Source organism: Leifsonia sp. SIMBA_070, from assembly GCF_046534635.1.
Lineage (GTDB): Bacteria > Actinomycetota > Actinomycetes > Actinomycetales > Microbacteriaceae > Leifsonia.
Genome location: NZ_JAWRYK010000001.1, coordinates 2258850 through 2281596, shown reverse-complemented (window position 1 = coordinate 2281596; position 22747 = coordinate 2258850). Strand labels below are relative to the sequence as shown.

General features: G+C 71.7%; 20 protein-coding genes. 7 read left to right on the top strand and 13 right to left on the bottom strand.

The window, feature by feature from the left end; translation table 11 throughout:
* Positions 1-12 precede the first annotated feature (12 nt).
* Positions 13-2949 carry a helix-turn-helix transcriptional regulator gene (locus tag SB754_RS10725; protein ID WP_410782308.1) on the top strand — a complete coding sequence of 979 codons (2937 nt, stop codon included), beginning with the start codon at positions 13-15 and terminating at the stop codon, positions 2947-2949.
* Between the two features lie 41 nt (positions 2950-2990).
* On the opposite strand, the gene SB754_RS10720 is transcribed toward SB754_RS10725, so the two are convergent.
* A complete protein-coding gene (locus SB754_RS10720; RefSeq protein ID WP_410782307.1) occupies positions 2991-3404 on the bottom strand; it encodes a TraR/DksA family transcriptional regulator in 414 nt (137 codons plus the stop codon).
* Between the two features lie 100 nt (positions 3405-3504).
* Between SB754_RS10720 and SB754_RS10715 the strand changes: the two genes are divergently transcribed.
* Entirely contained in the window at positions 3505-3795 is a 291-nt protein-coding gene (locus SB754_RS10715; protein WP_410782306.1) for a hypothetical protein, read from the top strand.
* 25 nt (positions 3796-3820) lie between these two features.
* Here the strand turns inward: SB754_RS10715 and SB754_RS10710 are convergent, their stop codons facing one another.
* The 7 genes from SB754_RS10710 to SB754_RS10680 form a co-directional block, all read right to left on the bottom strand.
* Complete coding sequence (locus SB754_RS10710; RefSeq protein ID WP_410782305.1) at positions 3821-4309, bottom strand: glutathione peroxidase; 489 nt, start codon at positions 4307-4309, stop codon at positions 3821-3823.
* 78 nt (positions 4310-4387) lie between these two features.
* Positions 4388-5773, bottom strand: coding sequence for an L-serine ammonia-lyase (locus SB754_RS10705; protein ID WP_410782304.1), 1386 nt, complete (start codon positions 5771-5773; stop codon positions 4388-4390).
* Positions 5774-6124: 351 nt separating this feature from the next.
* Positions 6125-6943, bottom strand: a complete 819-nt coding sequence (locus SB754_RS10700) for an ABC transporter permease (protein ID WP_410782303.1) — start codon at positions 6941-6943, stop codon at positions 6125-6127.
* A complete protein-coding gene (locus SB754_RS10695) occupies positions 6940-7962 on the bottom strand; it encodes an ATP-binding cassette domain-containing protein (protein ID WP_410782302.1) in 1023 nt (340 codons plus the stop codon). Before SB754_RS10695 ends, SB754_RS10700 begins: the two co-directional genes overlap by 4 nt.
* Before the next feature lie 225 nt (positions 7963-8187).
* Positions 8188-8697, bottom strand: coding sequence for a Clp protease N-terminal domain-containing protein (locus tag SB754_RS10690; RefSeq protein WP_410782301.1), 510 nt, complete (start codon positions 8695-8697; stop codon positions 8188-8190).
* Positions 8690-8929, bottom strand: a complete 240-nt coding sequence (locus SB754_RS10685; protein WP_410782300.1) for a helix-turn-helix domain-containing protein — start codon at positions 8927-8929, stop codon at positions 8690-8692. Before SB754_RS10685 ends, SB754_RS10690 begins: the two co-directional genes overlap by 8 nt.
* Positions 8930-9089: 160 nt before the next feature.
* Positions 9090-12482, bottom strand: a complete 3393-nt coding sequence (locus SB754_RS10680; protein WP_410782299.1) for an AfsR/SARP family transcriptional regulator — start codon at positions 12480-12482, stop codon at positions 9090-9092.
* 51 nt (positions 12483-12533) lie between these two features.
* On the opposite strand from SB754_RS10680, the gene SB754_RS10675 reads away from it, so the two are divergent.
* A complete protein-coding gene (locus tag SB754_RS10675) occupies positions 12534-13115 on the top strand; it encodes a class I SAM-dependent methyltransferase (protein ID WP_410782298.1) in 582 nt (193 codons plus the stop codon).
* Positions 13116-13243: 128 nt separating this feature from the next.
* Here the strand turns inward: SB754_RS10675 and SB754_RS10670 are convergent, their stop codons facing one another.
* The 3 genes from SB754_RS10670 to SB754_RS10660 form a co-directional block, all read right to left on the bottom strand.
* Positions 13244-14269 carry a YeiH family protein gene (locus tag SB754_RS10670; protein ID WP_410782297.1) on the bottom strand — a complete coding sequence of 342 codons (1026 nt, stop codon included), beginning with the start codon at positions 14267-14269 and terminating at the stop codon, positions 13244-13246.
* 40 nt (positions 14270-14309) lie between these two features.
* Positions 14310-15902, bottom strand: coding sequence for a protease pro-enzyme activation domain-containing protein (locus SB754_RS10665; protein WP_410782296.1), 1593 nt, complete (start codon positions 15900-15902; stop codon positions 14310-14312).
* 67 nt (positions 15903-15969) lie between these two features.
* A complete protein-coding gene (locus SB754_RS10660) occupies positions 15970-17583 on the bottom strand; it encodes a dolichyl-phosphate-mannose--protein mannosyltransferase (protein WP_410782295.1) in 1614 nt (537 codons plus the stop codon).
* 58 nt (positions 17584-17641) lie between these two features.
* Here SB754_RS10660 and rsmI point away from each other — a divergent pair, with 58 nt between their 5' ends.
* On the top strand, positions 17642-18460 hold the full coding sequence (gene rsmI / locus SB754_RS10655) for a 16S rRNA (cytidine(1402)-2'-O)-methyltransferase (protein WP_410782294.1): 819 nt from the start codon (positions 17642-17644) through the stop codon (positions 18458-18460).
* A 37-nt stretch (positions 18461-18497) separates the two neighbouring features.
* Here rsmI and SB754_RS10650 read toward each other — a convergent pair whose 3' ends face one another.
* Both SB754_RS10650 and SB754_RS10645 read right to left on the bottom strand, forming a co-directional pair.
* Positions 18498-18890, bottom strand: coding sequence for a type II toxin-antitoxin system VapC family toxin (locus tag SB754_RS10650; RefSeq protein ID WP_410782293.1), 393 nt, complete (start codon positions 18888-18890; stop codon positions 18498-18500).
* Between the two features lie 44 nt (positions 18891-18934).
* Positions 18935-19180 carry a hypothetical protein gene (locus tag SB754_RS10645; protein ID WP_410782292.1) on the bottom strand — a complete coding sequence of 82 codons (246 nt, stop codon included), beginning with the start codon at positions 19178-19180 and terminating at the stop codon, positions 18935-18937.
* 190 nt (positions 19181-19370) lie between these two features.
* On the opposite strand from SB754_RS10645, the gene metG reads away from it, so the two are divergent.
* The 3 genes from metG to rsmA are packed head-to-tail and all read left to right on the top strand — an operon-like array spanning position 19371 to position 22734.
* Entirely contained in the window at positions 19371-20960 is a 1590-nt protein-coding gene (metG, locus tag SB754_RS10640; protein WP_410782291.1) for a methionine--tRNA ligase, read from the top strand.
* A complete protein-coding gene (locus SB754_RS10635; protein ID WP_410782290.1) occupies positions 20957-21886 on the top strand; it encodes a TatD family hydrolase in 930 nt (309 codons plus the stop codon). Before metG ends, SB754_RS10635 begins: the two co-directional genes overlap by 4 nt.
* Positions 21883-22734, top strand: coding sequence for a 16S rRNA (adenine(1518)-N(6)/adenine(1519)-N(6))-dimethyltransferase RsmA (rsmA, locus tag SB754_RS10630; protein WP_410782289.1), 852 nt, complete (start codon positions 21883-21885; stop codon positions 22732-22734). The genes SB754_RS10635 and rsmA overlap by 4 nt, the downstream gene beginning before the upstream one ends.
* The last annotated feature ends 13 nt before the right edge of the window (positions 22735-22747 follow it).

Below are 22747 nucleotides of genomic sequence, written 5' to 3'. Positions count from 1 at the left end.
CACGATGAGGCCATGCGAGCACCGGCGTCGAGCACCACTCTGATCGGTCGAGAGACCGATCTGGCGGCTCTGCGCGCCGAGGCTCAGGCGGCCGCGGCGGGGGAGCCGCGGGCCGTCGTGATCGGGGGAGAAGCGGGCATCGGCAAGTCCCGGCTGCTCGAAGAGTTCCTGACCGAGCAGGAGGCGACGGCGACCGTTCTCCTCGGCCGGTGCGCCGATCTGGGCGACGACGGGGCTCCCTACGCGCCTTTCGCGGCCGTGCTGCGGCGCCTCATCCAGGTGGTCGGTCTGGAGCGGGTGCTGGAGGTCGCGGGTCCCAGCGCAGGCGTGCTCCCGGTCCTGCTGCCGGAGCTGGCGGACGACTCGGCGGTCCCACCGCGCACCGGGGTCGAGCGCCTGTACGAACTGGTGACCGACCTGCTCGAGAAGCTCTCGGCGGAGCGCACCGTCGTCCTCGCGATCGAAGACGTGCACTGGGCCGACCGGTCGACGCTCGAACTGCTGCGATTCCTCGTCCGGATGGCCGAGGGCGGTCGGCTGCTGGTGGTGCTGACGTATCGCAGCGACGAGGTGCCGCGCGGCCACGTCCTCCGGTCCTGGCTTCCCGAGCTCGAGCGCACCCGTCGGGTGACGCGCTGGGAGCTGGCCCGCCTCGGCCGCGAGCAGGTGGCCGAGCTGGTCGAGCAGCTGCTCGGGCGCGTGCCGGACGACGGCTCGCTCGAACGCGTGACCGAGCTGAGCGAGGGCGTCCCCTTCTTCGTGGAGGAGCTGGTGGGGATCGACGGGCTGCGCTCGGGCGACGATCTCCCCGAGACGCTGCGCGAACTCGTCCTGGCGCGGTTCGAACGGCTCAGCGACCCGGCCCAGCGGCTGCTGCGCATCCTGGCCGCGGGCGGTGTGTGCGTGACGCATGAGCTGCTGGCGGCGGTCTTCGACGGCACGCCGGACGAGCTCGACGCCGCGGCCCGCGAAGCGATCGCGGCGAATATCCTCGCCGCCGACTCGACCGAGTACTCGTTCCGCCACGCGCTGGTGCGCGAGGCGCTGCACGCCGACCTGCTGCCGGGGGAGCGCACGCGGTTCCACACGCGCTACGCGGAGGCTCTGGAGGCGAGCCCGCAGCGATCCGCGGTGCAGCTCTCGGCGCACTGGCTGGCCGCGCACGACATGCGCCGCGCGTTCCTCGCGTCACTGGAGGCGATGGAGGAGGCGAAGCGCTCCTACGCCTATGCCACGGCTGCGGCGATGGGCGACCGGGTCCTCGAACTGTGGGACAGCATCCCCGACGCCGCCGAGCTGAGCGGACGCGACCGGATCGCCGTCATTGCGCGGACCGCCTCCGCGTTGCGGAACGCCGGGAACAACGAACGCGCGCTGGCCCTGGTGGAGGCGGCGCTCGCCGAGACCGACGGACTGGCGCCCTCGCGGCACGCGCGGCTGCTGCGCGACAAGGGGCAGTACTTGTCCAACCTGAACCGCGCGGGGTCGGCCGGGTTGCTGGAGGAGGCGCTCGCGCTGGTGCCACCCGGCGCTGTCGCACCGGGCGACCCGCTGCGCCCGCATCTGCTGACGGAGCTCGCCGCGCAGCGGATGCTCGCGGGGGATTTCGACGCGGCCATCCCCACCGCGCGCGCTGCACTCGCGGAGGCCGAGTCGGCGCCGGCTGCCCTCCGCTCGGTGGGGCACAACATCCTGGCCGCGTCGCTCGTCGCGTCGGGCCGGATCGACGAGGGCTTCGCCGAGTTCGACCGCGCGGAAGCCCTCGCCGCCGGGGACGCGGGGGCGACGTTGCGGTACGCCGTGAACGCGTCCGATGCGCTCAACTCGGTCGGCCTGTACGCCGAAGCGGTGAGCCTGGCCGAATCCGGCGTCGCCCGTGCGCGGGAGCGCGGGGTGGAGCGCACCTCCGGGATCTGGCTGGCGGCCAACACGGCAGAGCCGCTCATCGCCCTCGGCCACTTCGACCGGGCAGAAGATCTGCTTCGCATCGCTCTCGGCTTCGACGACCGCGCCGGCCTCTGCGCGCAGCTGCAGCGGGCCCGGCTGTGGGTCTGGCACGGCGAGCCCGAGCGCGCGGATGCGCTCCTGCGCCGATTCCGCTCACCGCTACGAGCGCTCGCCGAGCTGGAGCAGCAGACGCGCCTCTCCCTCGCCCGGATCGCCGCCGAGACGGCCATCGCACTCGGCGACTACGACCGGGCCTGGGCGGAAGCGCGAGGGCTCGGCGCGCCGCCGTTCCGGTCTATGCCCGGCTACGACCTCCCGGTTCTCGCGGCTGCGGCCCGCGCCCTTGCCGAGTTGGCCATGCGGAGCGGGGGAGCGGCCACGGTCACCTCCGCCGGGTCGACGATCGACCTCGCGGCCGAGACCGAACGGCTGGAGGCCGTGCTCGGGGGCCTGCGCGGCTGGCCGACCGCGGTCGCGTGGGGTCCGCTCGTCCACGCCGAACTCGCGACCGCACGCGCCGCGGTGTCCGGCGTACCGGAGCGCGGGGAGCGGAACGCCGGTGCCCAGGAGGCGTGGGAGCAGGCGGCGGCCGCAGCCATCGGGCCGGTCGCGCCCATCCACCTGTATCCGTATGCGCTGCTTCGCGGCGCGCGCGTCGCCCTCGCTGCCGGCGACCGGTCACGGGCCGACGCGCTGCTCGCACAAGGCCGGGCTGCTGCCGACGAGGGCGGCATCCGTCTCCTCGTCGAGGCCGCCGACGCGCTGGGCGCCCAGCCCGCCGGACGGTCGGCGCCGACGGCGGCCGCCCACGGCGCTCCGCTCACCGAGCGCGAGGAGCAGGTGCTCGCCCTCATCGAGCAGGGGCTCAGCAACAAGCAGATCGGCGAACGCCTGTACATCAGTGCAAAGACCGCGAGCGTGCACGTGTCCAGCATCCTGCGCAAGGTCGGCGCGTCCAGCCGGACCGAGGCGGTCTACCTCGCGGCGCGCACCACGACCTGAGCGCCCGCGGCTTGCAGGCCACCGCCGCTCGCCTCGCGGGGTCAGCTCTCGACGGCCACCGCGCACCGGATGCACAACTCGGCGGTCGGCCGCGCCCGGAGCCGGTCGACACCGATGCCCTCCCCGCAGTGCAGGCAGACGCCGTACGTGCCGCGGTGGAGGCGCTCCAGCGCCGCATCCACGGCCACGATGTCGTGCGCCGCATCCGACCGCAGCGCCTGCAGCCGGCTCCACTCCGACGACAGCGTCGGCCCCTCCGGGTCGTGCTCGTCGTCCGCCGTCGACTCCGACCGCGACGCCAGCAGCACGCCCAGCGACTCCGCCATCCGTTGCGCCTCGGCGACGTCGCCCTCGCGCCGCTGCCGCAGCAGCGCCTCCAACTCAGCGAGCTCGGCCGTGTCGAGGGCGTCCTCGCCCGTCACAGCCTCCAGCTGGTCCGTGTTCGCTTCGTGCACAGGTGCACCCCTTCCGATCCCCCGATCGTGCTTCCCCGATTCGGGCAGCGTACGCCCCGGCGGCTGAATGCCCGCTCAGCGACGCGCGTAGGCTCGACGGGTGCCCTCCTTCCGCGTGATCGTCGCCGTCGGGCGCCTCCACCCGGGCGTGGACCCCCGCGCCGTCGAACCCGCTGCCGCCGACGCGGCCCGCGAGCTGGCCGTCGTCGAGGCCAGCAGCGTGGACGTGGTGGCCGGCGAGGCGCGGCTCACCATCCGCTTCACGGAGGACAACGTGCGCACGGCACTGCGGGTCGCCGAGCACACCGTCGCCGGGGTCGCTCGGCTCGCCGAGACGGGAGCCTGGCGGCTCACCGAGCGGGTCGGCGGCCGCTGGTTCCGCCGCGCCTGAGCGCAGCGGAGCATCCACTCGGGCCCTACGCAGCAGCGGCCAGCGACTCCTCGATCAGGGCGAGGATGGCCGGGTCGTCCGGCTCGGTCTGCGGCCGGAAACGGTGCACGGCTCCGTCGGGCGTGATGACGAACTTCTCGAAGTTCCACTTCACCCGCCCGGCCTTGCCCTCCGCATCCGGGGCCTTGGTCAGCTCCTGGTAGAGCGGGTGCGCGTTCCGGCCGTTCAGGCGCACCTTCTCCATCATCGGGAATGTGACGCCCCACGTGGTGGAGCAGTACTCCTTGATGGCGTCGGTCGTGCTGAGCTCCTGCAGGAACTGGTTGCTCGGGAAGCCGACGACGGTGAAGCCGCGCTCCCCGTAGGTCTCCTGCAGCTTCTCGAGCTTCTCGTACTGGGGCGCGAGCCCGCAGCGGGAAGCGACGTTGACGACGAGGATGACCTTGCCCGCGTACGCGGACAGGGCGGTCGACTCGCCGTCGATGGTGTGAAACGGAATATCCATCACGGTCATGTTCGCGAGCGTATTGCCCGACGCTCCGAACCGGCTGCTAGTTCCGGAGGTCGCTGCGCGCGGCCACGGAGGCGCCGGTCAGCACTCGATGACGTTGACGGCGAGACCGCCTTCGCTGGTCTCCTTGTACTTCGTCGACATGTCGATTCCGGTCTGCCGCATCGTCTCGATCACCGTGTCGAGCGAGACGAGGTGCCGCCCGTCGCCGTGCAGGGCCAGCCGGGCCGCAGAGACCGCGGTGGACGAGGCGATCGCGTTGCGCTCGATGCACGGGATCTGCACCAGGCCGCCGACCGGATCGCAGGTGAGGCCGAGGTGATGCTCCATGGCGATCTCCGCCGCGTTCTCCACCTGGCGCGGGGTGCCGCCGAGAACCGCGCAGAGCGCTCCGGCCGCCATGGCGCAGGCCGAGCCGACCTCCGCCTGGCAGCCACCCTCAGCACCCGAGATCGACGCGTTCGCTTTGAACAGGGAACCGATCGCCGTCGCTGTGAGCAGGTACTGACGCATCCCCTCCACCGACGCGCCTGGAACGAAACGCAGGTAGTAGTGGGCGACGGCCGGCACGATCCCGGCCGCGCCGTTGGTCGGCGCCGTCACGACCCGGCCACCGGACGCGTTCTCCTCGTTCACGGCCAGGGCGAAGGCATGCAGCCACTCCAGGGCGGTCGCGCGGCCGGGGTCGTCCTGCACGGACTCCAGGTGCTCGCGCATCGCGGCTGCGCGGCGGCGGACGCCGAGCCCGCCGGGCAGCGTCCCGTCGCCTGCGAGGCCGCGCGCGACGCACTCGGCCATGGCCTCCCAGATCAGGTCGAGCCGTTCGGTGGTCGCCTGGGCGCCGTGCAGGGCGACCTCGTTGCGGCGGGCGACCTCGCAGATCGGGATGCCCTCCCGCTCGCAGATCGCCAGCAGCTCCTCGGCGCTGTCGTAGGGGAGTGGATGCGCGTGGCGCGCCGCGAGCGCAGCCTCCTCGCCCTCGCGCCGGATGAAGCCGCCGCCGATCGAGTAGAACGTCTCCTCGAGCAGCGGGAGCGGCGACCTCGCGCCCGCCTCGTCACGGCCCCAGGCGCGCAAAGTCAGGGCGTTGGGGTGGCCGGGCAGCCGCGTCCGCGGTTCGAAGGCGATGTCGTCCTTCGCCAGCGGGACGCTGCGGCGGCCGGCGAGCAGCAGCGTCGCCCCGGGGTGGAGGTCCGACCAGGCGCCGTGGACGTCCTCCGGCCGGCACGTCTCGGGCTGCAAGCCGCGCAGGCCGGCGATCACGGCATCCGGCGTTCCGTGCCCGATGCCCGTGGAGCCGAGCGATCCGTACAGCGTGCAGGTGACCTGGTCGATGCGGTCGAGCATCCCCTCGCCCTCCAGCCGGGCGGCGAATGCGGCTGCGGCCCGGAGCGGTCCGACGGTGTGCGAACTCGAGGGACCGATGCCGATCGAGAACAGGTCGAAGGCCGAGACGTACGCTGTCACTTCTCCAGTGTATGTCGCACTTCGCGCAGCATTCCGTCGTCTCTGCGCGCATCCGCGCACGTTTCCGCCGCCGTTGCCGCGCCGAGCGGTGACACGATGTCGCAACTCGACCCGAATTCAGGCAACGACTCACCGCTCGGCGGCCGCTGCGGTCTGGGCTCTCCCCGATTCGTGACGAGTGTGGGCTTTGCGCTCCGTTTTCGCCACATTCGTCACGAATCTGCAGTCGGGAATGGCGGCGGGGACGGGCCCAGCAGCGGGGAGGGCGGCGGCACGCGGAAGCGGCCGCCGCATCCCTCCGCAGGATGCGACGGCCGCCGTTCAGGGGGAGCCGGGGTGGCCCGGTTCCGGTCAGGCCTTCCGCATGTAGGCGCGGACCGTGAGCGGCGCGAACACCGCGACGATGACCGCGGCCCCCGCGAGGGCGATCCAGCCGTCGGCGCCGAAGGTGCCGCTGTTGGCGAGGTCGCGCACAGCCGTGACGAGGTGCGAGACCGGGTTCACGTTCACGAACCACTGCAGCCACGACGGCAGCGTGTCGACCGGGACGAACGCGTTCGAGAAGAACGTCAGCGGGAACAGCACCAGGAACGAGATGCCCTGCACCGACCCCGCCGTGCGGGCGATGACGCCGAAGAACGCGAAGATCCAGCTGATCGCCCAGGCGCAGGCGATGACGAGGAGGCCGGCCAGCACCACGAAACCGAGACCGGCTGCGGGGTGGTAGCCCATCAGGAAGCCGACCACGAAGGTGATGGTGGTGGCGATCGTGTACCGGAGGGTGTCGGCCAGCAGCGCTCCGGAGAGCGGTGCGATGCGGGCGATCGGCAGCGACTTGAAGCGGTCGAACACGCCCTTGTCCATGTCCTCGCGCAGCTGCACACCGGTCACGACAGAGGTCGTGATGACGGTCTGCACCAGGATGCCGGGAATCAGCTGCGGCAGGTACGACTGGACGTCACCGGCGATCGCGCCACCGAACAGGAAGGCGAACATCACCGTGAAGATGATCGGCTGCAGCGTCACATCCATCAGCTGCTCGGGCGTCCGCTTGATCTTGAGCAGGCCGCGGTACGCCATGGTGACGGTGTTGGCGAGCGTCTGCCGGACGCTGACGTGGTTCTTCAGCCGCCGCTCCGACGGCGGGGTGATCGTGGCGATGGCGGTCATGCCCGGATCCCTTCTGCGGTCTCGGCCGGTTGTTCTTCTTCGGCGGACTCCTCGCCCGCCTGGTCGTCCTCCTCGACGCCGTGGCCGGTGAGGGTGAGGAACACCTCGTCGAGCGTCGGCTTCTGCACGGACATCTCCTGGAGGTGGATGCCGGCTTCCCGGAAGGTCACGAAGAGGTCCGTGACCGCGTTCGCGTCGCGCATCGGGGCGGTGATGCGGGAGCCTTCTGGCGACACCACCGCATCCACTCCGAGCACGGTCTGGATGGCGCGGCGGGCATCCTCGATGTCGGCGGCGTCGGCCAGGCGCAGCTGCAGCGACGACTCTCCGACCGACGCCTTCAGCTCGTCGGCGGTGCCCTCGGCGACCACGCGGCCGCGGTCGATGACCGCGATGCGGTCGGCGAGCTGGTCGGCCTCGTCCAGGTACTGCGTGGTCAGCAGCACGGTGGAGCCGGTGGCGACCAGGCGACGGATCGTATCCCACATCTGCGAGCGTGTACGCGGGTCGAGGCCGGTGGTCGGCTCGTCGAGGAAGATGAGCGGCGGCTGGGCGATGAGGCTCGCGGCGAGGTCGAGGCGCCGGCGCATGCCGCCGGAGAACTTCTTCAGCGGGCGCTTGGCCGCATCCGTCAGCCCGAACTCCTCGAGCAGCTCGGTGGTCTTGCGCCGTGCCTCCTTGGAGCTCAGACCGAGGAGGCGCGAGAAGATCATGAGGTTCTCGTTCGCCGACAGGGTCTCGTCGACGGAAGCGAACTGGGCGGTCACGCCGATGAGCTGACGGACGACCTGCTGCTCCTTGCGGATGTCGTGGCCGAAGATGAAGGCCTCGCCCGCATCCGGTCGGAGCAGGGTGGCGAGCATAGAGATGGTGGTGGTCTTGCCGGCGCCGTTGGGGCCGAGGACGCCGTAGACGGCCCCGGCGCGGACGGTGAGGTCGACGCCGTCGACCGCCCGGTTGTCGCCGAAGACCTTGACGAGCCCGTGGGCTTCGACGGCCCACTCCGAGCTTCGAGTCATGATGGTCCTTTCTTGTGGACTGGTGATGCTCCGATGGTGCCGGGGCGCGCTTACACCGCCCTTACGTGCCGCTTACAGCGCGCGGGTGCTGCTGTAAGGACCGGTAAGTGCGCGTGTGCGAAGCGCCATCGATGGGTCGCAACACGCCGTCATCGCGCGCGGATAGCGGTGTGTTGCGTCCCATGGATGGAGGGGACTGGCGGGATGTGTGAGTGGATGGGGCCGTCAGGCCGCGCGGCCGACGGCGGCGATCAGCGCGTTGCGGTCGACTCCGGCCATGGTCAGGGCGCGGGGGACGGTTCCGAGGTCGAGATTGACCACGGCGATGAGCAGATCGACCTCGCCCGAGCTGTGCCGGTGGCCGTGGGCGGCGACCCGGTGGGCGCGGACCAGCGCCTCCCGGGCGGAGGCTCCCCAGCGCGGGCGGGCGATGCGGGGCGCGGCGGCGAGGCGCTCGGCGGGGGGAGGGGTGACGCCCGCGACGCGGAGGCTTGCGGCGCGCTCGGCGGCGAGGGCGGCCGTGAGCCCGTCGGGGTCGAGGCCGGCGCCGGCCAGGGCGGCGCGGACCTGCGGGGCGCCGTCGCGGGCGAGGGCGAGCAGCAGGTGCTCGGCCTCGACGAGCGCGGACGACCGCTGCTGCGCCTCCGCGACCGCACGGATGATGATCGGCCGGAGCGCTCGGGACAGGGGCTGCCCGGGCGGGTCGGCGGGGAGTGCTGCGTTGGTCTCAGACATTGCGTCTCCTCAGTTCGACGCCGGCCGCGGCGACCCGGCGCAGGTGCTTCTTGTGGACGGCCTGGCGCGTGATGCCGAGAGCGTCGGCGATCTGCGTCCAGGTCCAGCCGTCGCGGAGGGCCCGCTCGACTTCGGCGTCTTCGAGGCGGTCGGCCAGCTCGCGCAGGGCGACGACCGCCGCGAGTCCGTCGGCGACGCCTCCGACCGGATCGGGAAAGGGCGTTGGGTTCATGTAAGCAACCATAGTTGCTTATCTCGATTTGTCAACCGAAGTTGCTAGATCAGGATCTACTGGTCCCGACATGCCGCTTGGTTCCATCCATAACGGCATGTCGGGACCAGTAGTTCGCGGGTGGCGGGTGGTGAACCAGGCGGAGGCGGAGGCGGGCGCGTCAGGGGCGCAGATCGGCGAGGAGCGCGAGCCCGCGGGCGACGGCGTCGCCCGGCGTGACCGACGCGACCCCGGCGAGGGCGGCCCGTAGCCGGTCGCCGCCCCACGCCTCCACGACCCGGGCGGCCAGCGCGTCGCGGTGCAGGCTCGCGACGTCCTGCCGGGAGTTCGCCCGGCCGGCGAGCGCGAACAGGGTGAGTCCGGCCTCCACCCAGACCCCGCCCGCCAACGCGCTGGATTCTTTGGCGGGTGTGCGCTCCGACTCGCGCCCGGACCCGCGGACCACGCCGGAGCCGGCGTGCCGTTCCGCGGTGCGCGGGTCGAGCATCCACGTGGCGAACCCGACCAGGCCGGCGCCGATCACCGGCCGGTCGAGGGACGGAGGGTTGAGCCGGGAGGTGACCAGGATGCGGGTCCGCAGGGTGGCAGCAGCCGCATCCGTCTCGTCGGGCTCGATGACGGTCGGGTCCGTGGCGTGCACGCGCAGCCGGGCGACGAGGGCCGCCGCCCCGAGCATGATCGTCCACGGGTTGAGGATGCGCTGGCCCGCCGTCGGAGCGTCGCCGAAAGCGCCCAGCGCCTGGTCGTAGAGCCGCACCGCCTCTGCCGGGTCTCCCTCGGCGAGGGCGATCTCGGCCATCCCGGCGTAGCCGACCGCGTAGTAGTCGGCGTAGTCGAATCCGGTGCGGTCCAGCTCCACCGCCAGGTACCGTTCCAGCAGGCGTTTGCCGCCGACGGTGTCGCCGCTCGAGATGGCGTTCATGGCGATGAGCCAGTCGAGCTGGCGCAGGTCGCCGTCGGCCTGCAACTGCGCCATCTGGTCGTACGCCCGCTGCGCCCACTCCAGCGCCTCGGCGGGATGCGCGAGCTGGCTGTGCGACTGGGCGATGGACTGCGCCGCGGACGCCAGCGACCAGGCGTCGCCCGCCCGCTGAGCGGACTCCCAGCCGCGCGTCGCGCGGGCGAGTGCCTCATCCAGTTCGCCGGAGTTCTCGTGCAGCTGGGCGAGAAGGAGGTTGCCGATCGATGCCTGCTCGGGATCGTCGGAGTCGGCGTACGCGTGCAGGAGTTCGAGGCCGGTGTCGGCCCGGCCGGCGTGGAGCACGAGCGCCGCCATCGCCTCCAGGCGGGAGTCGGCGAAGGGCCGCAGCCGGCGCAGCCGGCGCAACCGCGAGATCGCGCGGGCCGACGTCCGCAGGTCGACGAAGAGGAAGGTGCCGCCGATGACGGTGTAGCAGGCGGCGACCGCCTCGCGGAGCTCGCCGTCCGGTTCCCACCCCGCCAGCGCCTCCATGACGGCCGTGCCGAAGCCGAGGACCTCCGAGTGAGCGCTTCGCAACGACCAGTAGTACGAGAGCGTGGCGAAGACGACCGCCGCAGTCTCCCGCCGGCCGCCCTCGATCGCCGAACGGAGCACCGCGACCAGGTTGTCCTGCTCCGCGGTCACCCGCTGGAAGGTCGGCACCTGCTCCCGGCCGTGCATGACGGTGAGCGCATCCCGGCAGAACGTCACAGCCCAGGCGTCCATACCCGTCCTGACGTCGTCCTCTTCGCCGGCGGCCACCAGCTCGTGGTCGCCGAACTCGCGGACGGTCTCCAGCATCCGGTAGCGCAGCAGACCGGTCGAGCCGTCCTCGGTGACGGTGACGAGGGACTGCGCGACCAGGGCGTCGAGGTCGTCGAGCACGCTGGAGGCTCGGCTCCCCGAGACCGCCTCCGCCGCCTCCGCGCTGAAGCCGTCCGGGAAGCGCGACAGCCGCCGCAGCAGCGCCTGCTCGGAGGTGCCGAGGAGGTTCCAGCTCCACTCGATGACGGCGAACAGGGTCCTGTGCCGCTCCGGCGCGGTGCGCTCACCGCCGGTGAGGAGGGCGAAACGGTTGCTCAGGCGGCGTTCGATCTCGTCGACCGACAGTGAGCGTGTGCGGGCCGCGGCGAGCTCGATGGCGAGCGGGAGTCCGTCCAGCCGGTCGCACAACCGCGCCACCACGTCGAGCGGGAGCACGGCGCCGGGGCGCGCCGCGCGGGCGCGATCCACGAACAGGGCGACGGCCGGCCCGTAGCCGGGCGAGCCGGAGGAGGAGGCGGGTGCGTCGCCAGCGGTCGCCGCCTCGCCGTCGCCGCTCTTCAGCGAGTCGAGCGGATACACCCGCTCTGCGCCGATGGCGAGCGGGGCCCGGCTGGTCGCGAGCACTCGGACGTTGCTGGTCGAATCGAGGATGTCCTGCACGTAGCCGGCCGCAGCATCCACGATGTGCTCGCAGTTGTCGACGATGAGGAGGGTCTCGCGCTCGGACAGCAGGCCCAGGATGCGCGAGCGCAGGTCGAGCTGGGAGCCCGGGTCGGCGGGGCGGGCGGCGCGGGCCTCCCGGATGCCGAGCGTCGAGGCGAAAGCGAGCTCCACATCCTCGCCCGACCGGACGCTGGCCAGCTCGACGACGATCACCGCCGGGGTGTGCACCGCCCGGTTGCCGATCTCCTGCGCGAGGCGGGTCTTGCCGAGGCCGCCGGCGCCCAGGATGGTGGTGAGCCGGGAGGTCGCCACCAGGTCCTCGACCGCCTCCAGGTCGTACTCGCGGCCGACGAGAGCGTTCGGCGCCGAGCGGAGGCCGATGCGCACGCGGCGCGGCGCCGACGGCCGCTCCTCCTGGTCGTCGGCGAGGAGACGGGCGTTCAGCGCGACCAGTTCCGGGCCGGGACGAGTGCCGAGGCGGTCGAGGAGCGCCTCCTTCAGCTCTGCGAACGCCAGGAGCGCGTCGCTGCGCCGCCCGGCGTCGGCAAATGTCTGCAGTTGCTCCAGCCGGATCGTCTCGTCCAGGGGACGCTGCTCCAGCAGGGGCTGGAGGTCGGCGAGCGCCCCCGCGTGATCGCCCGTCGTTCGCAGGGCACGGGCCCGCAGCAGCAGCAGCTCGTCGCGCAGCTCCGCGGCGGTACGCTGCAACTCCTCGGCGAGCGGCGTGCCGCCGAGCTCGGCGCCGGGTTCGCCGCGCCAGAGGGCCAGACCGGCGGTCGCCTCGGCCGCAGCGGCCGCCGCGTCACCGGCGCTCAGAGCGGCGGACGCCCGGCGCGCCGCCGAGCGGGCCAGCCCCAGGTCGGTCTGCTCGTGCGGGACGGCCAGGGCGTACCCGCTGGGCGTCGACTCCAGCAGCCCGTCGGCGCTCGTGGTGCGGACCCGGGAGACCAGGGTCTGCAGCGCCGCGCGCTCCTGCCGGGGCGGGGCGTCATCCCACAGGTCCTCGACCAGCGAGGGGACGGTCGCAGCGCCCCGGGCGAGCACCAGGGCGACGATCAGGCTCTTGCCGAGCGCGCCGGACGGTTCGGTCAGCGACCCGCGCCGGTCCTCCACGAGCACCGGCCCGAGCACGGCGACGCGGGGGGACGGGGGCGCGGTCTGCACCCGCCCGATCATAGCCAGTGCGCCCGACACCGCGTGTGTAGGCTCGGCCCCATGGCGTTCGACTGGTCCCAGTTCTACGAGAAGCAGGGCGGACGCGGCGTGCGGCCCACCTTCCAGAGCGCCCTCGCCGCCTGGGACGGGCCGCCCGGCGACGCGATCGACCTGGGCTGCGGCGACGGCGTCGAGACGCGTCATCTCGCCGAGCACGGCTGGCAGGTCCTGGCCGTGGATGCGGACCCGGGCGTCGAGCAGCGGGTACTCGGCGGGCTCACTCCGGAGGCGTCCGGGCGGGTGACCGTCCGCCGGGCGTCGTTCGAGCAGCTCGGGGAGCTGCCGCAGGCGGACTTCGTCTACGCGGGTTTCGCCTTGCCGTTCTGCGACGAGAGCCACTTTCCCTACCTCTGGGCCGACCTCCGCGAGGCGCTGCGCCCCGGCGGCCTGTTCGCCGGCGAGCTGTTCGGTCCGCACGACGAGTGGGCCGGGCGACCGGGGATGAGCTTCCACGAGCGAGCCCAGGTGGAGGGCATGCTCGCCGGGATGGACGTGCTGCAGCTGGTCGAGGACGACCGCCGCGGGATGTCGTTCGACGGCCCGAAGCACTGGCACGTCTTCCACATCGTGGCCCGCGCCTGATCTGTCCCGTCCCCTCCCGTTTCGTCCCGTTTCGTCGAAGTGCACCTTGTTGCGCAGCTACTCGGCGTGTCGGCGACAACAAGGGGCACTTCGACGAGAAGGGGCACTTCGACGAGAAGGGGCGAGGGTCAGGCGGTCGCGCTGATCCAGACGGCGGCCAGGGCGAGAGCGGCGATCAGAGCCCAGGAGGCGAGCGCCGTCACGAGTGCGCGCCAGCCGGTCCCGAGCAGTGTGCGCAGCCGAACCGCGGTGCCCAGCCCGAACAGCGCCATCGCGAGCAGGATCGTCTGCAGGGTGTCCGCGCCGTCGGTCACCGCGGGCGCGAGCGGAACGAACGTCCGGATCAGCACCGCAACCAGAAAGCCCGCGACGAACAGCGGGACGATCGCCGGACGCTTGACCGCCGGGTCGCCCTCCACATGACGCCGGCGCTCGACGACTGCGGCGATGGCGACCATCGGCGCGAGCATCAGCACCCGGGTCAGTTTGACCACGACCGCGACGGACAGCGCGGCGGCCCCGGCGAGCTGGGCTGTCGCGACCACCTGCCCGACGTCGTGGACGCCCGCGCCCACCCAGTGGCCGAACTGCTGCGCATCCAGGCCTAGGGGATGCCAGAGCAGCGGCAGGACGAAGATCGCGAGCGTCCCGCAGAGCGTGACGAGCGCGACAGGAGTCGCGGCCTCCTCGTCCTTCGGCTTGACGACCCCGCTCATCGCGCCGATCGCCGAGGCTCCGCAGATCGAGAAGCCCGTCGCGATGAGCAGCGGCTGGTGACCGGGGAGACCGAGCAGCCTGCCGATCCAGAACGTCCCGGCGAAGCTGACGAGGACGACGGCGACAGTGGTGAGGATGGCGACCCAGCCCAGGGCCGCGATGTCACCCAGGCTGAGCTTGAGACCGAGCAGGACGACGCCGATGCGCATCAGCCGCTTTGCGCTGAGCGACAGTCCCGGCGCGAGGCGGCCGGTCACCGCCGGGCGGGCGACGGGCAGCTGGCCGACGACGATTCCGAGCACGACCGCGGCGGTGAGCAGCGGGACCGCCGGTACGAGCCAATGCACGCCCCAGGCGACCGCCGTCGCGACCGCGCACACCACGAGCCCGGGCAGCCAGGGGAGGGAGGGGCGGACGACGGCGGAAGGCGAGCTCACCCCTCCATTCTGGCGGGGCGTCCACTCTGGCGTGGCGCCGTCAGAGCGCCGACAGCAGCTTCGTCCCGTCCGGAACGCCGAGCCCCGTGCAGGCGTCCCACCCTGGGGCCGCCTGGTAGGCGCCGTTGTCGCCCATCGTGATGTCGCGGAAGCCGTCCGCCACCTGGCCCGCGGGAGCCGTGTCGTACAGCGCGGGCTGTACGAGGCCGAGCGGCTTGCCGGTGGACTGGGCGAGGCGTGCTACCAGCGCCGCCCACAGGGGCGCGACGGCGCTGGTCCCGCCGATGACCATGTCCTGACCGTCGACGCGCACCTGGTAGCCGGTCTGCGGGTCGGCGACCGCCGACACGTCGGGGACTCCACGGCCGCCCGGGCCGTTGGCCGCGCCGCCCGCATCGGTCCCGTCGGCCCCGGAGGGCACTCCGACACCCTTCTGCCAGGACGGCAGGGGGAATACGGCGCTCACCCCGCCGCCGGTGGCGCCTCCGCCCGTTCCGTTGTTCCACACCGTCTCCGACTGCACCGTCCCCGTCGAGCCGTCCGCCTCCAGCCGCGTCCCGCCGCAGGCGAGCGCATGCGGGGACGAGGCGGGGAAGTCGACATGCGGCTTGCCGTCGCCGACCCGGTCGCTGCTGCCGTCGTCGCCCGCCGCGACGGTCGTCGTCACCCCGAGCGCCGCCGCATCCTGCAGGGCCTGGTCGAAAGCGGTCCTGGCCTGCGCCGTCCACTGGTCCTCCGCCTGGCCCCAGCTGATGCTGATGGCCGCCGGAGTCGGGTCCGCGTGCGCGGCGGTGGCCACCGCATCCAGGAAACCCGCGTCGGTGTTGGGCGCGAAGTAGACGACGATCTTCGCTTTCGGGGCGAGCGCGCCGGCGACCTCGATGTCGAGCATCACCTCGCCGTCCGCGCCGTTCGCGTTGCCCTCCGGCTTGTTCGAGCCGCCGTCGACCCCGACAGCGGTGACCGACGGCGTCGGGATGCCGAGCCCGGCGAAGTAGGTGTCGAGGTCGGATTGCACGTAGCCGCCCCCGAGCTCGACGATCGCGATGGTCTGGCCGCTGCCGTCCGTGCCCTCGGGGAAGGAGTAGACGGCGCCGAGCTGCGGCGGCGTGTAGCTGGTGTTGACCGCGGCGGCCGGCACGTAGCGGAACTGCGCCCGCGCCTGCGGACGGTCGTCGAGGCCGAGGACCGCCGTGACGACTCCTTCGAGTGCCGCGGGGATGCTCAAGCCCCCGGACCGCTGCCGGTACGTCGGCGCGTCGTCGCCGCCGTCCTCCGGTGTCGACTCCGCGAAGTCGGTTCCGAAGACCCGTGCCACCTGTTCCACCGGGCCGGACACGCGGACCCGCCGCGCCCCCGCATCCACCTCGTCGATGGTGAGCCCCAGACCCTCGAGCGTGCTGCGCACCAGCTCGACGTCCGCAGGCGACGCGCCGTACCGCTCCGCCAGTTCGTCGCGGCTCAGCGGCTGCGCGAAGGCGCTCTCGGGCAGCGGCGCCCGGCGACGGAGCACGAGCGTGGCGTCCACGCGCGCGTCGGGGGAGAGCCCGCCGTGCGCCTGGAAGCCGGGTCGGTCGGGGCGCTCGCTCCCGGCCAGGGGGACGAGATCGAGGGGCTGTTCGGCATCGGTCATACCCCTCGGTCTACCACCGGCCGCTGACACGGGACAGTGCCGCACCGGGCAGCGCCTGAGGCGATCCTCAGACCCAGCTGGGCAGCCACATGTGGATCTGCCAGAACCAGAACGGCACCTGCTGGCCCGTCCAGATCGGCCAGAAGAAGGCGCTCACCACCACGCAGGCGGCGAGGAAGCCGCCCACCCAGACGATGCCGCGCTTCCGTCTGTGCTCGGGATCCGCCCGGGTGCCGAGCACCATCGCGATCACCGCCGTCAGGGCGAGGATCAGGTAGGGCTCGAAGGCGATCGAGTAGAAGGTGAAGATCGTGCGTCCCATGTAGAGCCACCACGGCAGGTAGCCGGCCGCCAGCCCGGTCAGGATGAGCCCGATCCGCCAGTCGCGGCTCCGCACCAGCCAGTACAGCAGGAACAGGATCGCCGCGGTCCCTGCCCACCAGATCAGCGGGTTGCCCAGCGAGGTGATGGCGGCCGAGCAGGAGCTCGCGGTGCACCCTCCCTGGCCCTGCGTCGTCCCGACGTAGTACATGCTCGTCGGCCGCAGCATCAGCGTCCATGTCAACGGGTTGGACTGGTACGGGTGCGGCGTGTGCAGGTTGATGCTGTAGTTGTACATCTCGGTCTGGTAGTGCCAGAGGTTCTGGATCCACAGCGGCACCCAGCTCAGCGCGCCCGTCCACTGCATGTGCACGGCCTGCGCCCAGTGCCGGTAGTAGCCGTTGCCGGTGAAGATCCAGCCCGCCCAGGTGGCCACATAGCTGACGAACGCGAGGGGAACCATCAGCACGAACGTCGCGGGGGCCTGCTTCAGCAGGGCGCCGCTGACGTAGAACGGCATCCCCTCGCGGCGCCGGGCGACCGCATCCACCACCACGGTGTAGACCGCGAAGAAGGCGAGGAAGTAGAAGCCGGTCCACTTCACGCCCGCGCACAGACCGCAGAGGATGCCCGCCGCGATCAGCCACGGACGCCACCACAGCACGGGTCCCCACGCCGGGTCCCTGCCCGCCGACCGCGCAGCCGCCACCTTCGCCGCCAGCCGGTCGGCCGACCACCTCCGGTCGAGCAGGATGCAGAAGAACGCGAGCAGAGCGAAGAACATCACGAAGCCGTCGAGGAGCGCGACCCGGCTCATCACGATGGCGTGGCCGTCGATCGCGAACAGGAAGCCGGCGATCGTCGCGACCATGGTGGAGCGGAACAGCATCCGCGCGATCAGGAAGACGAGCAGGACCGCCAGAGTTCCGGCGATCGCCGTCGACACCCTCCAGCCGAACGAGTTGCCGGGGCCGGTCGCCGCCATGCCGAGCCCGATCAGCCACTTGCCGAGCGGCGGATGGGCGACGAACGACGGGTCCGACGAGAAGATCTGCGTGTGGCCGGCCGCGAACTGCGGGTCCGGCTTGTCCGGCCAGCTGCCCTCGTAGCCGAGGTTCCAGGTGGTCCACGCATCCTTCACGTAGAAGGTCTCATCGAAGACGAGGGAGTGCGGCTGGCCCAGGTTCCAGAGCCGGAGGATCGCGGCGAGCAGCGTCACACCGACGGGAGCGCCCCAGTACCAGAGCCGCAGTCTGCCGGGAGTGCGGAGCACGCGCGCCCACCAGTCGTCCAGACGGGTGCCGACGCGTTCCGCAGCCCGATGGGCGGCGGCGACGTCGGTGGCGGGAGCGAAAGTCACCAGGCCATGCTAGGGGCGCCAGGCTCCATGTCGCCTTTCGGCTGACAGACTAAGAGCCATGATCATCCTCGCCGCCACGCCCATCGGCAACCTCGGCGACGCCTCCCGGAGGCTGGTCGAGGTGCTCGGGTCGGCCACCGTCGTCGCTGCGGAGGACACCCGCGTGGCGCAGCGCCTGCTGGCGGGCCTGGGCGTCGAGAACCGGCCGCGGCTGATCGCGCTGCACGACCACAACGAGCGCGACAGGGCCGGCGAGCTCGTGGAGCTGGCCCGCGACCAGGATGTGGTGCTGCTGTCCGACGCGGGGATGCCGACCGTGTCCGACCCCGGCTTCCACCTGGTGGAGGCGGCTGCTGCAGCAGGAGTCGGCGTCACGGCGCTGCCCGGGCCGTCGGCGGTGCTGACGGCGCTCGCCGTGGCCGGCCTCCCGACCGACCGCTTCACGTTCGAGGGCTTCCTGCCGCGCAAGCAGGGCGAGCGGCTGTCCACGTTCCGGGCCCTGGCCGCGGAGCCGCGCACCATGGTCTTCTTCGAGTCGCCCAACCGGCTGGCCGCGTCGCTCGCCGACCTCGCCACGGCGTTGGGCGACGACCGCCGCGTCGTCGTCTGTAGGGAGCTGACCAAGCTCTACGAGGAGGTGCGCCGCGGGACGGCCGCCGAGCTGGCCGCCTGGGCCGCGGAGGGCGTGCGTGGCGAGATCGTCATCGTGGTCGCCGGGGCGCCGGCGCGCGAGGCGGATCCGGAGGCGGCGGTGGACCAGGTGCTCGCGCTGGTCGCGGCAGGCACCCGCCTGAAGGAGGCGGCGGCCGAGGTGGCGGAGGTCACCGGCCTCGGCAAGCGCGACCTCTACCAGGCCGCGCTGGCCCGTCGCGCCTGACTGCGCTCGGTCTGGGTGGCATCGGGCTGGACGCCGGTCAGCGAGCTCCGGCGGGTTCCAGAACCTCGAGGCGCACGGAAGGAAAGCGGCTGAAGCCACTGTCCAGGGTCACGAGCGTCAGATCATGGGCATAGGCGTGACCGGCGATGAGAGCATCCTTCAGGCGCATGGCACTGCGCGGCTGCGACGTGAGTCGGCCGTAGCCGTCGGCGGCTCGCGCGTCGAAGTCGAGCCAGAATCCCGGGATGGAGTCCAGCAGCTCGAGGAGTTCCTGCCGGATGGTCGCGCGAAGGGGACGGCTTGCGTCCTGGTGGAAAACCGCGAGCCCACGGGCGAGTTCTGCCCGGCAGATCGCCGAGGACACGTAGTCCTCGATGTGGGCGATGATCTCCGGAGTCAGCCCGGCGACGATCACGCTGGTGTCCACCATCGACGTGGCCGAGATAGCGCGCGTCGGCGAGGCGCCTCGGGAGGTCATCGAGCTTCGCCCACTGTGTCGGCATCGCGGTCGGCAGAGAGGGCGGCGAGTTCCTCCGCGACGTCTTCGGGGGACTGAAGACGCATGAGCAGGGCGAGCTGAGCCTTGATGCTGTCGAGCCGATCGTCTTCCGTCGCGTCTTCGACGGGCGTGAAGGCCGCCCGCACGCGACCGTGGTTCGTGATGAGTGCTCCGGTCTCCAGGTAGCGCACCGGGTTCGACTTGAAAGCGCTGATGGACACGCGGGGAAGATCGTCCGCCGAGCTGATTATCACCGTTCGGCTCCTTTCTCTTGCATTCGGAGCCATTCTAGACCTATCGGACCCAACCCTGCACGGGCGTCAGCTGTCCCAGCGGCGGGCGGTCGGGCGGTTCTCCACAGGCGCAGTAACACGCGGGATCGGTGTGTTGCGCGCCCGTAGGATAGTCACCATGTCCGATGGCTCCTCCTTCTACATCACCACGCCGATCTTCTACGTGAATGATGTCCCGCACATCGGGCATGCCTACACGGAGGTCGCGGCCGACGTCCTCGCGCGCTGGCACCGCCAGGCCGGCGACGACACCTGGCTGCTGACCGGGACGGACGAGCACGGTCAGAAGATCCTCCGCACCGCGACGGCGAACGGCACGACGCCGCAGGAGTGGGCCGACAAGCTGGTCACAGAAGAGTGGCTGCCGCTGCTGAAGACCATCGACATCGCCAACGACGACTTCATCCGCACCACCGACGAGCGCCACGAGGTGAACGTCCAGAAGTTCCTGCAGAAGCTGTACGACGACGGCTACATCTACGCCGGCGAGTACGAAGCGCTGTACTGCGTCGGTTGCGAGGAGTTCAAGCCGCAGAGCGAGATCGTCGACGGAACAGGGGAGTACGAGGGCCAGAAGGTCTGCGCGATCCACTCGAAGCCGCTCGAGCTGCTGCAGGAGAAGAACTACTTCTTCCGGATGAGCCAGTTCGCCGACCGCCTGCTCGCCCTCTACGAGGAGCGGCCCGACTTCGTCCAGCCCGAGTCCGCCCGCAACGAGGTTGTCAGCTTCGTGCGACAGGGGCTGAGCGACCTCTCGATCTCCCGCTCCAGCTTCGACTGGGGCATCAAGGTGCCGTGGGACGAGTCGCACGTGGTCTACGTGTGGTTCGACGCCCTCCTCAACTACATCACCGCAGTCGGCTACGGGCAGGACGACGAGGAGTTCGCCCGCCGCTGGCCGGCGAACCACCTGGTCGGCAAAGACATCCTCCGGTTCCACGCGGTCATCTGGCCGGCGATGCTGATGGCCGCAGGGCTCGACGTGCCGAAGCGCGTCTTCGGCCACGGCTGGCTGCTGGTCGGCGGCGAGAAGATGTCCAAATCCAAGCTGACCGGAATCGCGCCGACGCAGATCACCGACACCTTCGGCTCGGACGCGTTCCGCTACTACTTCATGCGGGCCATCAACTTCGGGCAGGACGGCTCGTTCAGCTGGGAGGACCTCGCCGCGCGCTACCAGGCGGAGCTCGCCAACGGCTTCGGCAACCTGGCATCCCGCGTGATCGCGATGGTGACCCGCTACTTCGAGGGCATCGTGCCTCCCGCAGGCGAGTACCAGCCGGTCGACCTGGCCGTGCAGGAGGTCGTGCGAACGGCGGCGGACGACGCCGACGCGGCGATCTCGCGCCTGGCGATCCACGACGCGCTCACCGCCATCTGGCGCATCGTCGACGAGCTGAACGGCTACATCACCGAGCAGGAGCCGTGGTCGCTGGCGAAGGACGACGCGCAGCGCGAGCGGCTCGGCACCGTGCTGTACACGGCGGCGGAGGGGCTGCGCGCCCTGGGCGTGCTGCTGTCGCCGGTCATCCCGGGCGCCACGGCGAAGCTGTGGGAGGCGCTGGGCGTCGAGGGCGAGCTCGGTGCACTCACCGCGCAGCCGCTGCGCACCGCTGGCCACTGGGGCCGGCTCCCCGCCGGCACCGAGGTCAACGGCCTGGCGGCGCTGTTCCCGCGGATCGATGCGGAGGCGGTCGCCGCGGTATGACGGACCCGTCGTTCGTCCGGCAGCGGCACGTCACCGACGGCCGCGACCTGGCGTACCCTCCGCTCCCCGAGGCGCTCACCGTTCCCGTCTACGACAACCACACGCACCTCGAAATGGCCGACGGTGTCGAGCCGCTCGACTACCGGGAGCAGCTCGACCGCGCGTCCAGTGTCGGCGTCCGCGGCGTCGTCCAGGTCGGCAACGACGTCGAGACGTCCCGCTGGTCCGCCGAGACCGCCGCGATCGAACCGCGCATGCTCGCGGCGGTGGCTCTGCACCCGAACGACGCGCCCGACTACGACGAGCGCGGCGAGCTGGACGATGCGCTCGCCGTGATCGCCGAGCTGGCCGGCCGCCCGCGCGTGCGGGCCGTCGGCGAGACCGGGCTCGACTTCTTCCGAACGGAGGAGGGACCCCGCCGCGACGCGCAGTTCCGGTCCTTCGAGTCCCACATCGAGATCGCCAAGCAGAACGACATCGCCCTGCAGATCCACGACCGCGACGCGCACGCCGCCGTCGTGGCCACGCTGAAGCGCGTCGGCGCCCCCGAGCGGACGGTCTTCCACTGCTTCTCCGGCGACGTGGAGCTGGCCCGCATCTGCGCCGAGAACGGCTGGTACATGTCCTTCGCCGGCACCGTCACCTTCAAGAACGCGCCGAACCTCCGGGAGGCCCTCGCCGCGGCTCCCCGCCACCTGATCATGGTCGAGACGGATGCGCCGTTCCTCACGCCGACCCCGTTCCGCGGCCGGCCGAACGCGCCGTACCTGATCCCGCACACGTTGCGTGCGATGGCCGAGGTCCTCGGCACAGACGCCTCCACCCTCGCCGCCCAGATCAACTCCAACACCGAGCTCGTCTACGGCCGCTGGGACAGCGAGCCCGTCGGGCCGCCGCCGACGCGACCCATCGGGATCATCGCGTGAGCGAGCTCCGGCTGCTCGGCCCCGCAGAGATCCGCGACCTCGCCGAACTGCTCGACGTCACGCCCACCAAGAAGCTCGGCCAGAACTTCGTCATCGACGGCAACACCGTGCGGCGCATCGTCCGTGTCGCCGAGGTGCAGCCGGGCGATCGCGTCGTCGAGATCGGTCCGGGACTCGGATCGCTGACCCTCGGCCTCCTGGAGGCCGGAGCCGACGTCATCGCCGTGGAGATCGACGGTCGCCTGGCCGAGCAGCTCCCGAAGACGGTAGAGCAGCTCGCACCCGATGCAGCCTCCCGCCTGATCGTGGTCCACCGTGACGCCCTGGCGATCACCGAGCTCCCGGCCGACCCCGACCGCCTGGTCGCCAACCTGCCCTACAACGTCTCCGTGCCGGTGCTGCTGCACTTCCTGGAGCACTTCCCGAGCCTCCGCTCCGGCGTCGTCATGGTGCAGGCGGAGGTCGGCCACCGCATCGCGGCGACACCGGGTTCGAAGATCTACGGCGCCCCGAGCGTGAAGGCCGCCTGGTACGGGGCCTGGCGCACCGCCGGAACGGTGAGCAGACAGATCTTCTGGCCGGTGCCCAATGTCGACTCCGTCCTGGTCGGGTTCGAGCGGAGCGATGAGCAGCCGGGCGACGAACAGCTCCGGCTGCGCACGTTCGCGCTCGTCGATGCGGCCTTCCAGCAGCGCAGGAAGACGCTTCGCCAGGCCCTGTCGTCCGTATTCGGCGACCCGTCGGCGGCCGCGACGGCGCTCCAGGCGGCCGGTCTCGACCCGAGCCTCCGCGGCGAGCAGCTGGCGCTCGCCGACTTCGCGCGGCTCGCCTCCGTCCCCTCCGCGTAGCGCGCCCAGGCGA

Bases quoted from the DNA above. Each gene is read 5' to 3' on its own strand.
- SB754_RS10725 (WP_410782308.1), top strand. From the start codon at position 13: ATGCGAGCACCGGCGTCGAGCACCACTCTGATCGGTCGAGAGACCGAT.
- SB754_RS10710 (WP_410782305.1), bottom strand. From the start codon at position 4,309: ATGACCGTGATGGATATTCCGTTTCACACCATCGACGGCGAGTCGACC.
- SB754_RS10700 (WP_410782303.1), bottom strand. From the start codon at position 6,943: ATGACCGCCATCGCCACGATCACCCCGCCGTCGGAGCGGCGGCTGAAG.
- SB754_RS10695 (WP_410782302.1), bottom strand. From the start codon at position 7,962: ATGACTCGAAGCTCGGAGTGGGCCGTCGAAGCCCACGGGCTCGTCAAG.
- SB754_RS10690 (WP_410782301.1), bottom strand. From the start codon at position 8,697: ATGTCTGAGACCAACGCAGCACTCCCCGCCGACCCGCCCGGGCAGCCC.
- SB754_RS10685 (WP_410782300.1), bottom strand. From the start codon at position 8,929: ATGAACCCAACGCCCTTTCCCGATCCGGTCGGAGGCGTCGCCGACGGA.
- SB754_RS10675 (WP_410782298.1), top strand. From the start codon at position 12,534: ATGGCGTTCGACTGGTCCCAGTTCTACGAGAAGCAGGGCGGACGCGGC.
- SB754_RS10665 (WP_410782296.1), bottom strand. From the start codon at position 15,902: ATGACCGATGCCGAACAGCCCCTCGATCTCGTCCCCCTGGCCGGGAGC.
- rsmI (WP_410782294.1), top strand. From the start codon at position 17,642: ATGATCATCCTCGCCGCCACGCCCATCGGCAACCTCGGCGACGCCTCC.
- SB754_RS10650 (WP_410782293.1), bottom strand. From the start codon at position 18,890: ATGGTGGACACCAGCGTGATCGTCGCCGGGCTGACTCCGGAGATCATC.
- metG (WP_410782291.1), top strand. From the start codon at position 19,371: ATGTCCGATGGCTCCTCCTTCTACATCACCACGCCGATCTTCTACGTG.
- SB754_RS10635 (WP_410782290.1), top strand. From the start codon at position 20,957: ATGACGGACCCGTCGTTCGTCCGGCAGCGGCACGTCACCGACGGCCGC.